This is a genomic window from Mesorhizobium sp. B2-3-11, from assembly GCF_006442215.1.
Classification (GTDB): Bacteria; Pseudomonadota; Alphaproteobacteria; order Rhizobiales; family Rhizobiaceae; genus Mesorhizobium; species Mesorhizobium salmacidum.
Genome location: NZ_VFVS01000003.1, coordinates 1 through 16,178 on the forward strand (window position 1 = coordinate 1; position 16,178 = coordinate 16,178).

The window sequence follows — 16,178 nt, forward strand, 5'->3', positions numbered from 1 at the left end:
CAGCCACCGCATCAAGAAATGCGCCTGGAATGACGACTATCTCATCAATGCCATCACTCATATGCGATAGCCCTGCCGTGAACGGGGAGAAGGACGCTGTGGCAACGCCTACCCCACCCACTCGATCGGCACATGCCCCGGGTCAGCCTCCACGCGGCCGAGCCATGCGACCACGGCCGGATAGGCGTCGAGCTGGAAGCCGCCCTGCTCCGCCGTGTGGGTATAGGCATAGAGCGCGATGTCGGCGATGCTGAATGCGCGGCCGGCGAAGAAGGCGTTGCTTTCGAGATATGTGTTCATGACGCCGAGCGCTTTGTTGCCGCGCTCCAGCGTCGCCGCCAGCCGCTCCGGCGTCGCATCCGCTGCCCGCTCGGGAAAAGTCAGCAGCGCCTTGCGCACGGCGATATAGGGCTCGTGGCTGTATTGTTCGAAGAACAGCCATTGATAGGCGAGCCCGCGCTCGTATTTGTCCGTCGGCAGCAGGCGCGTGCCTTCGGCGAGATAGAGCAGGATGGCATTGGATTCTGCCAGCCGCCGGCCATCGTCCAATTCCAGCAGCGGCACCATCGCGTTCGGGTTCTTGGCGACGAACTCAGCTTTGCGCGTATCGCCGGTATGCGAACTCACCTCGACAGTGGTGAAGGCGAGGCCGAGCTTGGCCATCAGCAGCCGCGGCTTGTAGCAATTGCCGCTGTCGATCATGCTGTAGAGTATCATTGTGGTTCCCCGGAGCGCTGCTTCTGCGTGCGGATTATCGCAGCGGCGCCATCATCAACCAGTGATTTCTTTTGGCGCGACCATCAACGCCGCTTATGCAACGGCACGACCTTGTTGTCGAAGCCCAGCAGCGCATCGACCGCAAGCGGCTCTTCGTTGAAGATGGTGCCGGCCAGCGCGGGACGCCCGAGAAGAAAACCCTGCAGCAAATCGACCCCGCCTTCGAGCGCGACACGCAGGTGGGTGGGCTGCTCGATGCCTTCGACCAGCACCTTGGCGCCGCGGTCGTGCAGGCTGGACACCAGCGGGCGGAAGAAGCGTTCCGCGGCGGCGTGGCGGCAGAATTCCGCGAACCAGCCGCCATCGATTTTGACGATGTCGGGCTGAAGCAGGCTCACCCGCTCCTCGGTCGAATGGCCGGTCCCGAAATCATCGATGGCAATGCGGATGCCGTCGCGTCGCATTTCACGCACCAGCCTTGCCAGCAGCGCGTCGTCCGCCGCCTGTTCGGTGATTTCACAGACCAGCATGGCGGGCGCCAGGCCGAGTTCGTCGAGATGCCGGCTCATCAGCCGGATCTCGGCCAGCGCACGTCCAGCATGGTCGTTGACCAGTGGATTGTAGTTGAAGAACAGGTCGAGCCCGTCGACCCCGATATTGTGGAAATTCCTGAGATGCAGCACGCGGCACATGGTTTCGACGAACAGCCGGTCCGAAGCCGCGACACTGTCGAAGAACATCCGCGGCGACCCCGGCCGGCCGGCGCGGTGCGGCTCGATCAGGCCTTCGACGGCCACCGGTTGCAAGCTGCCGCCGCGCGGGGCGTAGATCGGCTGGTAGGCGCTGCGCAGGCGGAAGTCGCCATGGACGCCATATTCGATGCCGATCTCGTCGGCGAAGATCGCATCGCCTATGGTGCGCCGCCGCTCGACGCTCATGGCGATACCCTGCGTCCGAAGGCTTTTGCGGGCCGCCCCTTGCGCGGCGTCGTGGTGACGGGAGCGGACGCATGGCTTGCGGCGGGGGCAGGTTCCGGACTGCTCTTTGCGAAAGCGCGGAAACTCGTCGGCGCCAGTTCGGGACGGGCCAGCACGTAACCCTGGATCATCGAGGCGCCCGATCGCTCGGCCAGCTCCAGTTGCCAACCTTCCTCGATACCCTCGAACACGGTGCGGATGCCCTGGTCCTCGAAGCTCCTCACCATGGACTTCAGCAGCGCGAAACCAGCGCCCGATTCCATCAGTTGCGTGATCCAGTGCGCATCGAACTTGACGATGTCAGGGCTCAGCTCCTTGACGCGGGTGATGTCGGAATCGTCGGCGCCATAGTCGTCGACGGCGATCCGGAAGCCGTTGGCTCTGAGCGCGGCGACGAAGCCGTGCAGGGTCTCCTGCGATGCCGATCTCTGCTCCGTCACCTCGCAAACGACGCGGCCCGGATCGATACCGGCCTCGTGCAGCACCAGCCGCATGTCACGCAAGGCGTTGTCGACGATCGATCGCTCGGTGAACACCGACGGGTCGAAATTGACGAAGATCGATGCCTCTTGCGGCAGGCAGGCGCCGGCATTGAGCAGATGCAGTGTCCTGGTCAGCGCTTCGACATGCAGGCGGTCGGCCGCCGGACAGCTCGAAAAAAAGCTCATCGGCGATTGCGGCTCGCCGTCGCGAAATGGGCGGATCAGCCCTTCGAAGGCGGCGACCGACAGCTTGCCCTCGTTGAAGGCAAAGATCGGCTGGAAGGCGCTTTGCAGCGTATAAATGCCCCAGACACCGCTCGAGGTGCCGTCATCATGACGGATGATATGGGCAAGTCCGATGCTGCGTGACAAGCGTTCCTCGCTCCGCGACCAGGCGGAATTGAACGACGATCCTGCCATGCAAGCCTCTACCGCCCGTTAATGAATTTATTGTTGCCGATCACGCCTCGTTGACCGCGCCACGCCACCTGGCCCAGCCGACAAGGCTTGCACTGACGGGAATGTTGCGACATGAGAAGCGCCGCGGCCGCTCCTGGCCGCGCCGATCCTTTGGAGAGACAAAAGGTCATGGCCTTTCTTGCCGACACCCTTTCCCGCGTTAAGCCTTCCGCCACCATCGCGGTGACGCAGAAAGCCCGCGAGCTGAAAAATGCCGGCAGGGACATCATTGGCCTTGGCGCCGGCGAGCCTGATTTCGACACGCCCGACAACATCAAGAATGCGGCCATAGAGGCCATTCGCCGTGGCGAGACCAAATATCCGCCGGTTTCGGGCATCGTGCCGCTGCGCGAGGCGATCGCGAAGAAGTTCAAGCGCGAGAACAATCTCGACTACAGGCCCGAGCAGACCATCGTCGGCACCGGCGGCAAGCAGATCCTGTTCAACGCCTTCATGGCGACGCTGAACCCCGGCGACGAGGTCATCATCCCTCGCCCCTACTGGGTCAGCTATCCCGAAATGGTGGCGATCTGCGGCGGCACGTCGGTGTTTGCCGACACCTCGATCGACAACGGCTTCAAGCTGACCCCCGCGGTGCTGGAAAAGGCGATCACGCCAAAGACCAAATGGCTCTTGATGAACTCGCCGTCCAACCCGTCGGGCGCGGCCTATACGGAGGCCGAATTGCGCGCGCTGGCCGATGTACTGTTGAAGCATCCGCAGGTCTGGACGCTGACCGACGACATGTATGAGCACCTGACCTATGGCGACTTCGTCTTCAAGACCATCGCTGAGGTCGAGCCCAGGCTCTACGAGCGCACGCTGACCATGAACGGTGTCTCGAAAGCCTATGCGATGACCGGCTGGCGCATCGGCTATGCCGCCGGTCCCGTCCAGTTGATCAAGGCGATGGACATGATCCAGGGCCAGCAGACCTCTGGCGCCTGCACCATCGCGCAATGGGCTTCCGTCGAGGCGCTCAACGGCCCGCAGGACTTCATCGCCAAGAACAAGGCGATCTTTCAAGGCAGGCGCGACCTCGTCGTATCGATGCTCAACCAGGCGCGCGGCATCACGTGCCCGTCGCCGGAAGGCGCCTTCTATGTCTATCCGTCCTGCGCCCAGCTGATCGGCAGGAAGACAAAGGCCGGCAAGGTGATCGACACCGACGAGACCTTCTGCTCGGAACTGCTCGAGGCAGAGGGCGTCGCGGTGGTGTTCGGCTCGGCCTTCGGCCTCGGCCCCAATTTCCGCATCTCCTACGCCACCTCGGAGACGCTGCTGGAGGAAGCCTGCACGCGCATCCAGCGCTTCACGGCATCGCTGACCTGATCAGGTAAGTCCGAAACAAACCCGGCGTCACCGCTTTCAGGCGTTACCGCCGGGTTTTGTCAATCAGGTTCAGCACTCAGCCGCCATATTGCGCCGGCGTCACCGCTTCCAGCCAATCGGCATGGACGCCGTCAAGCGCCTCCTGCATGGCGATGTGCGTCATCGCCGATTTCGGCGCCGCGCCATGCCAATGCTTCTCGCCGGGCGCGAATGAGATGACGTCACCGGCCCTGATTTCCTGGATCGGCCCGTCCCATCTCTGGACCAGGCCGGCGCCCGCGGTGACATAAAGCGTCTGGCCAAGCGGATGCGTGTGCCAGTAGGTGCGCGCGCCGGGCTCGAAACTGACCAGCGTGGCCCTGAGCCGCGCCGGCGCCTCCGTCTCGATGATCGGCGTCTGCAGAACCCGGCCGGTGAAGTATTTTTCCGGCGCTATAACGGTCGGCACGCTGCCGCAAGCAATGATCTTCATCGTCTGTCCCTGGAACTGGTGGTCGCCGGTAAGACGCCGGCCCCGCGAAGTGAGCCGCATTCTCGGTCTGGATTGGCCCTGATGCAACCGCCCTTGTCACCTCGCTTGGACGAGGGCCTGATTTTTCTCTTAACCATGACCCTTGCCGGCACGGGACCGCCAAGCGAAATGCCGGCGAATTCAATGTCTTGTTAACGGCTGCGCACTAGCCGTTAGCCTGCATTGCGGGGGCTGGCGGATGAGCATACTGGCGACGATCAAGGACCACAGCGGCCGGATCTATCGCGGTATCCAGTCGCTGCTCGTGATCAGCATCGGCGCGGCGGTGCTTGGTGCTTTCGACGTCTCGCAAAACCTGTCGGCCGGCGGTGCCTTCGCCATCTCGATCCTGGCCACGAGCCTGGCCTTGCTGGCGTTGATGTACATGCGCAGCAGCGTCGTCCATCGTCTCCAGTCGGCCGCCGCGGCGGAGGCCGAGAAACATCATTTCCTCACCAGGGATGCGATGACCGGAGCGATGACGAGACGTTATTTCCTCGAAGCGCTGCGCGAAGGCCTGGGCACCAGGCGTGACAGGCGCGAGGCAGCCTTGCTCTTGATCGACCTCGACCATTTCAAGCAGTTGAACGACACGTTCGGACACCAGTTCGGCGACCTCACCTTGGCGCATCTGGTCAGGACCGCGGAGCGCGTCTTTGCCGGCGCCATGGTCGGACGCCTCGGCGGCGACGAATTCGGTGTCATCGTTCCCCATGGCGACCTGGCGGCCATCAACAAGGATGTCAGACGATTGCTGGATGCCATGCGCGACGGCAAATCGCATGAAGGCAAGACCATTCCGCTCTCCATTTCGATCGGCGTCGCCCTGGCGCCGGCCCATGCCTCGAACACGACGGAACTGATGCTGGTTGCCGATCTGGCGCTTTATGAAAGCAAGGCGGCGGGCCGTGGCCGCGTCACCGTCTTCGACGAGGAGATGCTGTCCGACAAGCGCTACCGGCGTCTGGTCGAACGGGAATTGCGCGCCGCGGTCTATCTGGGCGAACTCGAACTGCATTATCAGCCGATCGTCAGCCCGGACGGTTCCACCGAGGCGTTCGAGGGGCTGATCCGCTGGCGCCACCCGGTTCGCGGCCTGATCGCGCCGGCCGAGTTCATTGCGATCGCCGAACGGTCGACGTTGATCGACATGCTCGGCGAATGGGTGTTCAAACGGGCTTGTGCCGATATCGGCCAGTTCCCCGGCCACCGCATTTCCATCAACGTCTCCGGCGAGCAGCTCAAGCGCGACGAGATCGTCACCATGTGCGACCGCGTGCTGAAGGACACTGGCCGGTCGGCATCACAGTTCATCATCGAGATCACCGAGACGGTGGCGACCGCCGCCACGCCCGAGATCCTGCGGCGCCTCGAGGCATTGCGTGGCCTCGGCTTTCACATAGCCCTCGACGATTTCGGCACCGGCCATTGCGGCTTCAACTATCTCAAGACCTTGCCCGTGGATATCATCAAGATCGATCGCTCCTACATCCGCGCCCTCGCCCATGACCAGGTAGCGCAGATATTCGTCTCGGCGCTGGCCCAGATCGCGCGCATCCAGCAGGTCACCATCGTGGCGGAAGGCGTGGAGACGGCGGAAGAATTCGCTCTCGCCAAGGCTGCCGGGTGCAATCGTTTCCAAGGTTATTTCTTCGGCAGGCCGGCGCCTCGCGGCAAGCTCGCGCTGCTTGCCGGCCGCTCGGTCGAACCGCTCGCGCTCAGCGCCTGAGCCGGCCAGCCCCACCGGCCTCCTATTTTCCTTGCCCTCCCGGCAAACAAGTGGGACGATAATCGCGGGCAGGTCGAAACAGACCCACCCGCGACGGTCGAACAGGCCGGCCGCCGCTCAGGACCGATTGACCTTGGCCTGAACCATGAATGCCAATCGGTCCCCAGGAAAAACGCCTGAGTGGAGGTCAGCCATGGGTAATCGCGCCGGAGGACGACGCACGGGACCGAAATGCATTGCCATAGTCGGTCCCTTCGCAAGCGGTAAGACGACACTTCTCGAAGCCATATTGGCCCGTACCGGCGCCATTCCCCGCCAGAACCCGGTTTCCTCTGGCAATACCGTTTCAGATCATTCGCCCGAAGCCCGCGCCCACGCCATGAGCGTCGAGGCGTCGATCGCCACCACCGAATTCATGGGCGAACAGTTCACCTTCATCGACTGCCCCGGGTCGATCGAATTCTCCTTCGAGGCCGAACCGGTGCTGGCCGCTTGCGATGTCGCGGTGGTCGTGGCCGAGGCCGACGAAAAGAAGATTCCCGCTTTGCAGCTCATCATGCGCAAGCTCGACGATCTCGGCGTGCCGCGCATCCTGTTCCTCAACAAGGTCGACAAGGCGATCGCGGGCGTGCGCGACACGCTGAAGATGCTGCAGCCGACAAGTGCCGCGCCGCTGCTTCTGCGTCAGATCCCGCTGCGCAAGGACGGCGTCGTCATCGGCTCGATCGATCTGGCGCTGGAGCGCGCCTACATCTACCGCGAATATGCCGAGAGCGAGGTGGCTCAGATACCAAGCGACGACAAGGCGCGCGAACTGGAGGCCCGCTTCTCCATGCTGGAGACGCTGGCCGACCATGACGATCAGCTGATGGAGCAGTTGCTGGAAGAGATCGAACCGCCCAAGGACGCGATCTTCGACGATCTCGCCGCAGATCTGCGCGAAGGCGCGGTGACGCCGGTGCTGATCGGCACCGCCGAGAAAGGCAATGGCGTGCTGCGCCTCTTGAAAACGATCCGCCACGACGCGCCCGACATCGAGGCGACCCGCAAGCGGCTCGGCGCCCCGGACGGCAACGCGGCGGTGGTCCAGGTGATGAAGACCATCCACACGCCGCATGGCGGCAAGCTGTCGGTGTCGCGCATCCTGTCCGGCCAGGTCGCCGACAGCTCGGAACTATGGCTGCCCGGCGGCGACACCGCCAAGGTTTCCGGCATCTACAGGATGCTGGGCAAGGACCAGGTCAAGCTGACCACCGCCAGGGCCGGCGATACCGTGGCGCTCGGCAAGCTGGACGCGGTCAAGACCGGCCAGACGCTGACTTCGGCCAAGGGCGGGGCCAAACAGCTCTTCGATGTCGAGCCGCCGCAGCCGGTCTTCGCCTTCGCACTGCGCCCCAAGGAGCGCAAGGACGAGGTCAAGATGTCGGCCGCCATCCAGCGCCTGGCCGAGGAAGATCCCTCGCTCAGCCTGCACCACAATCAGGACTCGGCCGAGACCGTGCTGTCAGGCCATGGCGAGATGCATCTGCGCGTCGTGCGCGAGCGGCTGGAGGGCAAGAACCAGATCCCGGTCGAGGGCCATGCGCCGGCGGTGCCCTATCGCGAGACGATCCGCAAACCGGTGCAGCAGCGCGGCCGTCACAAGAAACAGTCGGGCGGCCACGGCCAGTTCGGCGATGTGGTGATCGAGATCAAGCCGCTGCCGCGCGGCTCCGGCTTCCAGTTCACCGACACCATCACCGGCGGCGTCGTCCCGAAGACTTACATTCAGTCGGTTGAAACAGGCATACGCGATTACCTCAAGTCCGGCCCGCTCGGGTTTCCCGTGGTCGACATCGCTGTCAACCTGTCGGACGGCTCGTACCATGCGGTCGATTCCTCCGACATGGCCTTCCAGATGGCCGCCAAGCTCGCCATGAAGGAAGGCATGGCCGCCTGCTCGCCGGTGCTTCTGGAGCCGGTGATGAAGGTCGAGATCGTCACGCCGTCGGACGCGACGTCGAAGATCATCGCGCTGATCCCGCAACGGCGCGGCCAGATCCTCGGCTATGACGCGCGGCCCGACTGGCCTGGATGGGATGTCGTCGAGGCGACCATGCCGCAGGCCGAGATCGGTGATCTGATCATCGAGCTGCGGTCGGCCACTTCAGGCGTTGCCAGCTACCGGGCCGCCTTCGACCACATGGCCGAGCTGACTGGCCGTCTCGCCGACGAGGCGATGAACGCCAACGGCAAGGCCGCCTGATTTCGCCCGGTGGCCGATTTGGAATGCATGTGAAGCGCCCCCTTCGAAGGATCGAGGGGGGCACAAACCAAAAACGACGCCCGGGGGGCCGGACGCCGTTTTGTTTTGCGGACCGTTTTCTTGGGAGGAAAAACGGCAGGTCCGCCGCGTGCAAGATCGCCGCGCTTCGGCGAGAAAAGGTTCGGACGCGGTAGCCGCCTGAGCCCGGGTCGTCCGAGTGATGCCCCCATCTCCCGTCCGAACCACACCGCGTCCTATGATCCATTTAGCAGATGAGGGGTGTCCTTGTCATGTTACCAGAGGTTACATGACACTGTTACGCGGCAATTCTGGTGAACTTTTCAGCCATCCCATTGGCATGCAGGCAACAAAAAAGCCGGATCAATGAAGATCCGGCTGAGTTTGATTGGAAGTGCCTGTTAAGGCTAACCTCCAGAGGGGAACACTCGAAGGCGCTAATGGGAGGAGAACGCGCCCAGGAGATGATTTATATATGTGCTCATCATGCCCAAGAAACAAGCATCTATTTTGCAACACACGCATGCAAAAAGGCACAGGCTGTGGTCCAACCCGTTCCAGAAGCCAATAGGACCAGCAGAATCGTGAAGATGAAGCTCGCTTTCGGGTCATTGTCGTCTCGAAAACGCCGATGCCGGCCGATTCTGCTCCCCAAATGCCGAAAAACACTGATGATGTGGAATGAGGCAGCAATGGTTTAATTCAAAGGCAGTCAGGCGGAGATCAACCAATGCGTAGGTTTTCGGCGATTGCCGGCAGCGGCATTTTCCTGATTGCGGCCCCTGGCGTGGTCGCCGGGCTGATTCCCTGGATGCTCAGCGCTCGCTGGGGCCTGCCATGGTCGCCCCTGCCCGGCCTTGTCTTCGCCGGCGGCGTGCTCATCGTCGCCGCCGCCGCCGTGCTGCTGCATGCCTTCGCCCGCTTCGCACTGGAGGGGCTGGGCACACCCGCCCCTGTCGCACCGACCGAAAGGCTGGTGATCGGCGGCATCTACCGCCATGTCCGCAATCCGATGTATGTCGCCGTGCTGTCGATCATTCTCGGCCAGGCGCTGCTGTTTTCGAGCTGGTCGATCGCCGCGTACGCGGCAATCGCGGCGGCTGCCATGGTGACCTTCGTCAAGCTCTATGAGGAGCCGACGCTCGCCGGCCGCTATGGCGCCGAATACGAAGCCTACCGCCGCAACGTACCGGGCTGGCTGCCGCGGATTACACCTTGGAAAGAATAGGCTTTGACCTTGGATCAGAAGGACCAGCTTCTGGCCTTGGCGATGATGAAGTCGCGGAACACGTGCAGCTTCGCCTGGTTCTTCATCGCGTCGGGATAAGCGAAATAGGTGTCGAAGGACGGCACCTCGGTTTCCGGCAGCAGCTGCACCAAGCCGGAATCCTTGCTGATGACATAGTCCGGCAACATGGCGATGCCGGCGCCGCCCTGCACGGCGCGTTTGATCGACAGGATGTCGTTGATCTGCAGCGATGGCACGCGCTGGCCGCTCTCGAAATCGCCGACCGTCTCCAGCCAGTTCAACTCCGACAGATGCGACGGCACAGGCAGGCCGAAGGTGACGATGCGATGGCTTCTCAACTCTGCGATAGAGCCCGGCTTGCCGTGCTTGGCGACGTAGGATGGCGCCGCGTAGAGATGGAAATGCACGGTGAACAGGCGGCGCTGGATCAGGTCCGGCTGCTGCGGCTGGCGCAGCCGGATGGCGCAATCGGCCTGGCGCATGGTGAGGTCGAGCTCCTCATTGGCGAGGATCAGCTGCAGGCTGACTTCGGGATAGAGTTCGATGAACTCCTGCACCCGTTCGGTCAACCAGCCGGCGCCGAGGCCGACGGTCGTCGTTACTCTGAGCACGCCGGACGGCCGGTCCTTGGTCTCGGTCAGCCGCGACTTGATGGTTTCCAGCTTCATCAGCACGTCATGCGCCGTGCGGAACAGCATCTCACCCTGTTCGGTCAGCACCAGGCCGCGTGCATGGCGGTTGAACAGAGGCACGCCGACATCGTGTTCGAGCGCGCTGACCTGCCTCGAGATCGCCGATTGCGACAGATGCAGGGTCTCGGCCGCATGCGTAAACGACCCCGCTTCCGCCGCAGCGTGAAACACGCGTAGCTTGTCCCAGTCCAACGCCATGATTTCCCCTCGTTCCGGTTGGCGTTTGAATGAAAAATCAGGCTTTTACACGGCGCTTCTAAGCCGATTTTCTAACAGTTTTGCGAGCCGCCTATTCCGCTGCCTCGCGATGCACCTCGATGCCGGCCAGATATTTTTCCGCTTCGAGCGCAGCCATGCAGCCGAGCCCCGCCGCCGTCACCGCCTGCCGGTAGATATCGTCCGTCACGTCGCCGGCGGCGAAGACGCCAGGCACGTCGGTGCGCGTCGAATCCGGTGCTGTCCACAGATAGCCGTTCGGCTTCTGCTTCAGCTTGCCGGCGAACAGCTCGACCGCGGGCGCATGGCCGATGGCCACGAAGACGCCGTCGACCTTGAGGTGGCTCTCGGCACCGGTCACGGCATGCCTGAGCTTCAGCCCCTCGACCGAAGGCGGCAGCGGTGCCTTGCCGGGGCGCCCGGTGATCTCGTCGACGATCGTGTCCCAGATGACGCGGACATTGTCCTTCTTCAACAGCCGCTCACGCAGGATGCGCTCGGCACGGAAGTCCGAGCGCCTGTGGATGACGGTGACGCTCTTGGCGAGGTTGGACAGATAGAGCGCCTCCTCCACCGCCGAATTGCCGCCGCCGACCACCGCGACATCCTTGCCGCGATAGAAGAAGCCGTCGCAGGTGGCGCAGGCGGAAACGCCGAAGCCCATGAAGTCCTGCTCGGTCGGAATGCCCAGCCACTTGGCCTGCGCGCCGGTGGCGATGATCAGCGCATCGGCCGTATAGGTCGTGCCGGAATCGCCCTTGGCGCGGAACGGCCGCACATTGAGGTCGACCTCGGTGATGATGTCGTTGATGATGTCGGTGCCGACATGCTCGGCCTGCTTGAGCATCTGCTCCATCAGCCACGGCCCCTGGATCGGATCGGCGAAGCCGGGATAGTTTTCGACATCCGTGGTGATCATCAGCTGGCCGCCCTGCTGCAGGCCGGCGACGAGCATCGGCTTCAGCATCGCACGCGCGGCATAGACCGCCGCCGTATAGCCGGCCGGACCGGAACCGATGATGAGAACGGGCGCATGCTTGGTGATCATCTGGAGCCTCTGCGGGGCGGACACGGGTGTGCCTTGGAAAAAGACGGTGGAATATCGCGCTTAATGTAAGGGCTGCCAGCCACGCCAGCAAGACGAACGGACCGTCGTCCCCGGAAAGCTTCGGCCATATGGATTTTCGCGCGACGAGCGCTTTCGTTACCTCTCTAAAATCGCGTCGACGGGGGCTGGCTTCGAGACAAAAGTCGTTTAACTACAAAATCGCGAAAGTTTCTTGCGCCATACCGATCATCGAGAACCCCAATGCCCCTCAAGGCCGATCTGGACGCCATTGACTGGAAGATCCTGCGCGAGCTTCAGTCGGACGGGCGCATGACCAATGTCGAGCTGTCGAACCGCGTCGGCATTTCCGCACCGCCCTGCCTGCGCCGGGTCAAGCGGCTGGAGGAAGCCGGCATCATCCGCGGCTACCGCGCGCTGCTCAACGCGCCTGCGCTCGGCCTCGATGTCGTCGCCTTTTGCCTGGTCGGGCTGCATCATCAGGCCGATGCCGAACTGCGCATTTTCGCCGAGCGCACGCGCGGCTGGCCGATCGTGCGCGATGCCTGGATGGTGTCGGGCGAGTCCGACTTCCTGCTGCATTGCGTGGCCAGCGACCTCGGCAGCTTCCAGACCTTCGTCATCGAGGAACTGACCTCGACGCCGAACGTCGACACGGTGCGCACGGCGCTCACCATCCGCCGCGTCAAGGATGAGGGTTTGGTGTCGTTCGAACGCCCCTGAGGCCAGGCGAACGCCGTGCGCTGGGCGAATTCCTTGCGTTCGCCACATCGGCGCCGCGTTGGTATTCGAAAGACGCCGATGTGCAAGGCTGAACGGCTCTGCCGGACTTCACTGCTCGACTGGGCGCTTGACTGGTTTCTCAAGCAATTCCAGGAAGGGTGTGTAACGGCTTTCCGCCCGGAATTGCTTGAGAACAGATGGCACGAGCAGCGTGAATTCCGAGATAATCCGCCATGGGAAGGGGACCATGACCCGTTTTGCAAGTCCGGTCTCGGCGCTCATCATCTGCGTGAACGAGGCCGACATGATCGGCCCGTGCCTGGAAAGCATCGATTTCTGTGCCGAGATCATCATCGTTGATTCCGGCTCGACGGATGGCACCGTCGAATGCATTGAAAGCTATATCGCAAAGGGCTATCCGATAACGCTGCTGCACAATGATTGGCCGGGCTTCCCCCGCCAACGGCAATTCGCGCTCGACCACGCAAACCAGCCCTGGTGTCTTTCGATCGACCCGGACGAGCGCGTCGACGACCGGTTGCGGCAGTCGATCGTGGCCATCACCCAGGCGGCCGGCGGCAAGGCCAGCGGATGGTACATGCGCCGCCGCGACTGGCTGAAGGGCTACGGCTATGCCCATCGCTGGGTACTGCACAACAGGCTGCTCAGGCTTTTCCGCAGGGAAGGCGCCACCATGGATCTCACCGCGCGGGTGCATGAATCCGTTCGCGTGCCGGGCGAAACCGACACGATCGAAGACGGTGTCCTGCTGCATCGCCGTGAAATATCGGTCGAGGAGGATCTTGCCAGGGCCAACGCCTATTCCGGCCTCAAGGCGGTCACGCTGGTTGAGAAAGGCAAGAAGCCCGGCCTGGTGCGGCTGGTGCTATCGCCGTTCGGCAATTTCCTCAAATTCTACCTGGCCAAGCGCTACTTCCTGTGCGGCCGCCATGGCTTCGTCTACTCGATGTCGGTGATGATCTATTCCTTCGCCACCGAGGCCAAGCTCTACGAAGCCTCGCAACGCAACGACCAAGCGTAGGCCCTACGATCCGAGCGCGTCGATGGCGGCGAGCAGGCCGCCGAGATCGTGGTCGTCATGCAAGCGCCTGATGACGAAGCCGGGCTGAAGTGCCGCCTCACCATCGACCAGCCACCCCTGCGCAAGGCCCGCGCGTTGGCCGGCCTGCGTGTCGGCCAGCTTGTCGCCGACCATCAGGGAGAGCTGGAGGTCAAGATCAAGGCGCCTGCCCGCCTCTATCAGCATGCCCGGATTGGGCTTGCGCATCGGATGATCGGCTACAGCGAGAGGCCCGACGCCCGCCTCGTGATAGGCGCAGGCCAGCACCATGTCGACGGACACGCCCTGCCCGCGCAGCAGGTCGAGCACCCGGCCGTTCACGGCGGCAAAGGCACTCCAGCCGAAATAGCCGCGCGCGATGCCGGACTGGTTGGTGACGATGACGACCGGGATTCCGGCCCGGTTGGCGGCGGCGATTGCCGGCAGCATCTGCGGCCTCAGCTCGATCTCGGCCGGATCGCTGGGATAGTCCGTGTCGACATTGATGGTGCCGTCGCGGTCCAGGAACAGCGCCGGCGACCGTGCCGGGAAAACCCGGCCGCCGATCCGCTGCACCCACAGGCCCGGTTCGGTCAATGGGTGCGGCTTCCCGATCCTGTCAGCCATTCGACAGGCGCGCTTCGACCACCTCGCACAGATAATGATAGAGGCACAAATGGCCCTGCTGGATGATCGGCGTCGAGGTCGAGGGTACGTTGAGCAGGATGTCGGTGAGCGGCTTCAGCTTGCCGCCGGTATCGCCGGTCAGGCTGACCACCGTCATATCCATCATGCGCGCCTGTTCGGCCGCGGCGAGAATGCTCGGCGAATTGCCGCTGGTCGAGATCGCCAAAAGCACGCCGCCTGCAGCGCCATGCGCTTCGACCTGGCGCGAAAACACCGTATCGAAGCCGTAATCATTGCCCCAGGCGGTCAGCATCCCGGCGTTCGCCGGCAGCGCGATCACATTGTAGGCCTTGCGCTCCTTCAGGAAGCGGCCGACCAGTTCAGTGGCGATATGGATGGCGTCGCTGGCCGAGCCGCCATTGCCGCAGACCAGCAATGCCTTTCCAGACGAAAGCGCCGACACGACAGCGCTCACCGCTCGTTCCATCTCGCTGGTCAAATCCCGCGCGACCGTGGCAGTGATGGCGGCCGCCGAGCGGACCAGATAATCGTTCAATTCGGACATGAGATCCCTCAGTTGGTGGCGCTGCCGGCGCGTAGTTTACCGATGGTGCCAGTGGTGCTCTTGCCGGCGACCAGGTCGACCAGCACGACGCGGCCGCCCGCCTTCTGCACCACATCGGCGCCGACCACGGTGTCGATCGTGTAGTCGGCGCCCTTCACCAGTATGTCGGGCAGAAGCGCCTCGATCAGCGCCAAAGGCGTATCCTCCTCGAACACCACCACGGCATCGACCGAGGCGAGCGCGGCGAGCACGCAGGCGCGATCATGCTGGTCGTTGACCGGGCGGCCCGGACCTTTCAGCCGCCGCACGGAGGCATCGCTGTTCAACCCGAGCACCAGCCGGTCGCACTGGCTGCGCGCCGCGTGCAGCAGGCTGACATGGCCAGCATGCAGGATATCGAAGCAGCCATTGGTGAAGCCGACGCTCAGACCTTCCGCCTTCCATCCCGCCACCATGCGCGCGGCCGAAGTAACGTCGAGGATGGCGTCCTTGTGCGCGGTCGGTCCGTGCGAGCGGAACAGCGCGCCGGTGAGTTCCTCGACACTCAGCCGCGCGGTGCCGCGCTTGCCGACCACGACGCCGCCGGCGGTGTTGGCGATCGAGGCCGCGGCGACAGGATCGGCACCGGCGGCAAGCGCCAGCGCGAAGGTCGCGATCACCGTATCGCCGGCGCCCGAGACGTCGAACACCTCGCGCGCCTGGGTGGCGATGTGGCGTGCCTCGTCGGGGCCGACCACGCTCATGCCCTTTTCGCTGCGGGTGGCGACGACGAAGTCGAAGCCGTGCGCCGAAATCAGCTCGCGTGCCGCCGCGACGATCTCGTCATCGGCGAACACCGCATGGCCGACGGCCTCGCCAAGCTCCTTGCGGTTGGGCGTGACGGCGGTCGCCCCGGCATAGCGCGCATAGTCGCGACCCTTCGGATCGACCAGCACCGGCTTGCCCGCCTCTCGGCAGATGGCAATCAGTTCGGTGGCGACGCCGTCCAGCAATATGCCCTTGCCGTAATCGGACAGGATGACAATGTCCGCCTGTTTCAACGCATCCCGGAAACGGCGGATCAGCTCCGCCCGTTCGGCCTCGCCGAGCGGCTTGATCTCTTCCTCGTCGAAACGCAGCACCTGCTGGTTGAGCGCGCTGAAGCGGCTCTTCGACGAGGTCATGCGGCCGCGCTGCTGCACAAGCCCCGCCGTATCGGCGCCAAGCTCGCCCAGCATCCGCGCCAGGCTGTCGCCGGCAGGATCAGTGCCGATCACCGAGACCGGAACGGCGCGTGCGCCAAGCGAGACGATGTTGGCCACGACATTGCCGGCGCCACCCATCGCCGAGCTTTCGCCCCGCCCATGCAGCACCGGGATCGGCGCTTCCGGCGAGATCCGTTCGATGACGCCATTGACGAAGCGGTCGAGGATGAGGTCGCCGGCCACCAGCACGGCGACGTCGCCGAAGCGCGCGATGGCGCGGTGCAGGGGCTCGGGTGAAGGCGGATTGTGCTTGATCATGTCATCTG

The 16,178-nt window shown here is 63.6% G+C and carries 15 protein-coding genes; 6 read left to right on the top strand and 9 right to left on the bottom strand.

What is annotated here, in order from left to right; genetic code table 11:
• Positions 1-108: 108 nt before the first annotated feature.
• The 3 genes from FJ960_RS05365 to FJ960_RS05375 all read right to left on the bottom strand — a co-directional run bounded on the left by FJ960_RS05365 (position 109) and on the right by FJ960_RS05375 (position 2,548).
• On the bottom strand, positions 109-717 hold the full coding sequence (locus tag FJ960_RS05365; RefSeq protein ID WP_140712358.1) for a glutathione S-transferase family protein: 609 nt from the start codon (positions 715-717) through the stop codon (positions 109-111).
• Between the two features lie 83 nt (positions 718-800).
• Positions 801-1,655: an EAL domain-containing protein gene (locus FJ960_RS05370; protein WP_140712360.1), complete on the bottom strand. Its 855-nt coding sequence runs from the start codon at positions 1,653-1,655 to the stop codon at positions 801-803.
• The gene (locus FJ960_RS05375; RefSeq protein WP_140712806.1) at positions 1,652-2,548 is read right to left on the bottom strand and encodes an EAL domain-containing protein; all 897 of its coding nucleotides are present in this window, start codon (positions 2,546-2,548) and stop codon (positions 1,652-1,654) included. The genes FJ960_RS05370 and FJ960_RS05375 overlap by 4 nt, the downstream gene beginning before the upstream one ends.
• A 216-nt stretch (positions 2,549-2,764) precedes the next feature.
• On the opposite strand from FJ960_RS05375, the gene FJ960_RS05380 reads away from it, so the two are divergent.
• A complete protein-coding gene (locus tag FJ960_RS05380; protein ID WP_140505042.1) occupies positions 2,765-3,967 on the top strand; it encodes a pyridoxal phosphate-dependent aminotransferase in 1,203 nt (400 codons plus the stop codon).
• A gap of 76 nt (positions 3,968-4,043) precedes the next feature.
• Here FJ960_RS05380 and FJ960_RS05385 read toward each other — a convergent pair whose 3' ends face one another.
• The gene (locus FJ960_RS05385; RefSeq protein WP_140712808.1) at positions 4,044-4,439 is read right to left on the bottom strand and encodes a cupin domain-containing protein; all 396 of its coding nucleotides are present in this window, start codon (positions 4,437-4,439) and stop codon (positions 4,044-4,046) included.
• Between the two features lie 238 nt (positions 4,440-4,677).
• On the opposite strand from FJ960_RS05385, the gene FJ960_RS05390 reads away from it, so the two are divergent.
• The 3 genes from FJ960_RS05390 to FJ960_RS05400 all read left to right on the top strand — a co-directional run bounded on the left by FJ960_RS05390 (position 4,678) and on the right by FJ960_RS05400 (position 9,698).
• Positions 4,678-6,207 (top strand): GGDEF and EAL domain-containing protein, encoded by a 1,530-nt coding sequence (locus FJ960_RS05390; RefSeq protein ID WP_140712362.1) that lies wholly within the window; start codon positions 4,678-4,680, stop codon positions 6,205-6,207.
• Positions 6,208-6,400: 193 nt separating this feature from the next.
• Complete coding sequence (locus tag FJ960_RS05395) at positions 6,401-8,452, top strand: elongation factor G (protein WP_140712364.1); 2,052 nt, start codon at positions 6,401-6,403, stop codon at positions 8,450-8,452.
• Between the two features lie 748 nt (positions 8,453-9,200).
• Entirely contained in the window at positions 9,201-9,698 is a 498-nt protein-coding gene (locus FJ960_RS05400; RefSeq protein WP_140712366.1) for an isoprenylcysteine carboxylmethyltransferase family protein, read from the top strand.
• Positions 9,699-9,712: 14 nt separating this feature from the next.
• Here FJ960_RS05400 and FJ960_RS05405 read toward each other — a convergent pair whose 3' ends face one another.
• Positions 9,713-10,609, bottom strand: a complete 897-nt coding sequence (locus FJ960_RS05405; protein WP_027143277.1) for a LysR family transcriptional regulator — start codon at positions 10,607-10,609, stop codon at positions 9,713-9,715.
• Positions 10,610-10,700: 91 nt separating this feature from the next.
• Positions 10,701-11,675, bottom strand: coding sequence for a thioredoxin-disulfide reductase (trxB, locus tag FJ960_RS05410; protein ID WP_140505032.1), 975 nt, complete (start codon positions 11,673-11,675; stop codon positions 10,701-10,703).
• Between the two features lie 261 nt (positions 11,676-11,936).
• On the opposite strand from trxB, the gene FJ960_RS05415 reads away from it, so the two are divergent.
• Together FJ960_RS05415 and FJ960_RS05420 are read left to right on the top strand one after the other, a co-directional pair.
• Positions 11,937-12,416: an Lrp/AsnC family transcriptional regulator gene (locus FJ960_RS05415; RefSeq protein ID WP_027143279.1), complete on the top strand. Its 480-nt coding sequence runs from the start codon at positions 11,937-11,939 to the stop codon at positions 12,414-12,416.
• Positions 12,417-12,663: 247 nt separating this feature from the next.
• On the top strand, positions 12,664-13,458 hold the full coding sequence (locus tag FJ960_RS05420; RefSeq protein WP_140505030.1) for a glycosyltransferase family 2 protein: 795 nt from the start codon (positions 12,664-12,666) through the stop codon (positions 13,456-13,458).
• Between the two features lie 3 nt (positions 13,459-13,461).
• Here the strand turns inward: FJ960_RS05420 and gmhB are convergent, their stop codons facing one another.
• Genes gmhB through rfaE1 form a run of 3 tightly spaced genes read right to left on the bottom strand, consistent with a single transcriptional unit; the run spans position 13,462 to position 16,170 of the window.
• Positions 13,462-14,103 (bottom strand): D-glycero-beta-D-manno-heptose 1,7-bisphosphate 7-phosphatase, encoded by a 642-nt coding sequence (gene gmhB / locus FJ960_RS05425; RefSeq protein ID WP_140712368.1) that lies wholly within the window; start codon positions 14,101-14,103, stop codon positions 13,462-13,464.
• Complete coding sequence (locus tag FJ960_RS05430; protein WP_140712370.1) at positions 14,096-14,668, bottom strand: SIS domain-containing protein; 573 nt, start codon at positions 14,666-14,668, stop codon at positions 14,096-14,098. The genes gmhB and FJ960_RS05430 overlap by 8 nt, the downstream gene beginning before the upstream one ends.
• Positions 14,669-14,676: 8 nt before the next feature.
• Positions 14,677-16,170, bottom strand: a complete 1,494-nt coding sequence (rfaE1, locus tag FJ960_RS05435) for a D-glycero-beta-D-manno-heptose-7-phosphate kinase (RefSeq protein WP_140712372.1) — start codon at positions 16,168-16,170, stop codon at positions 14,677-14,679.
• Positions 16,171-16,178 lie beyond the last annotated feature (8 nt).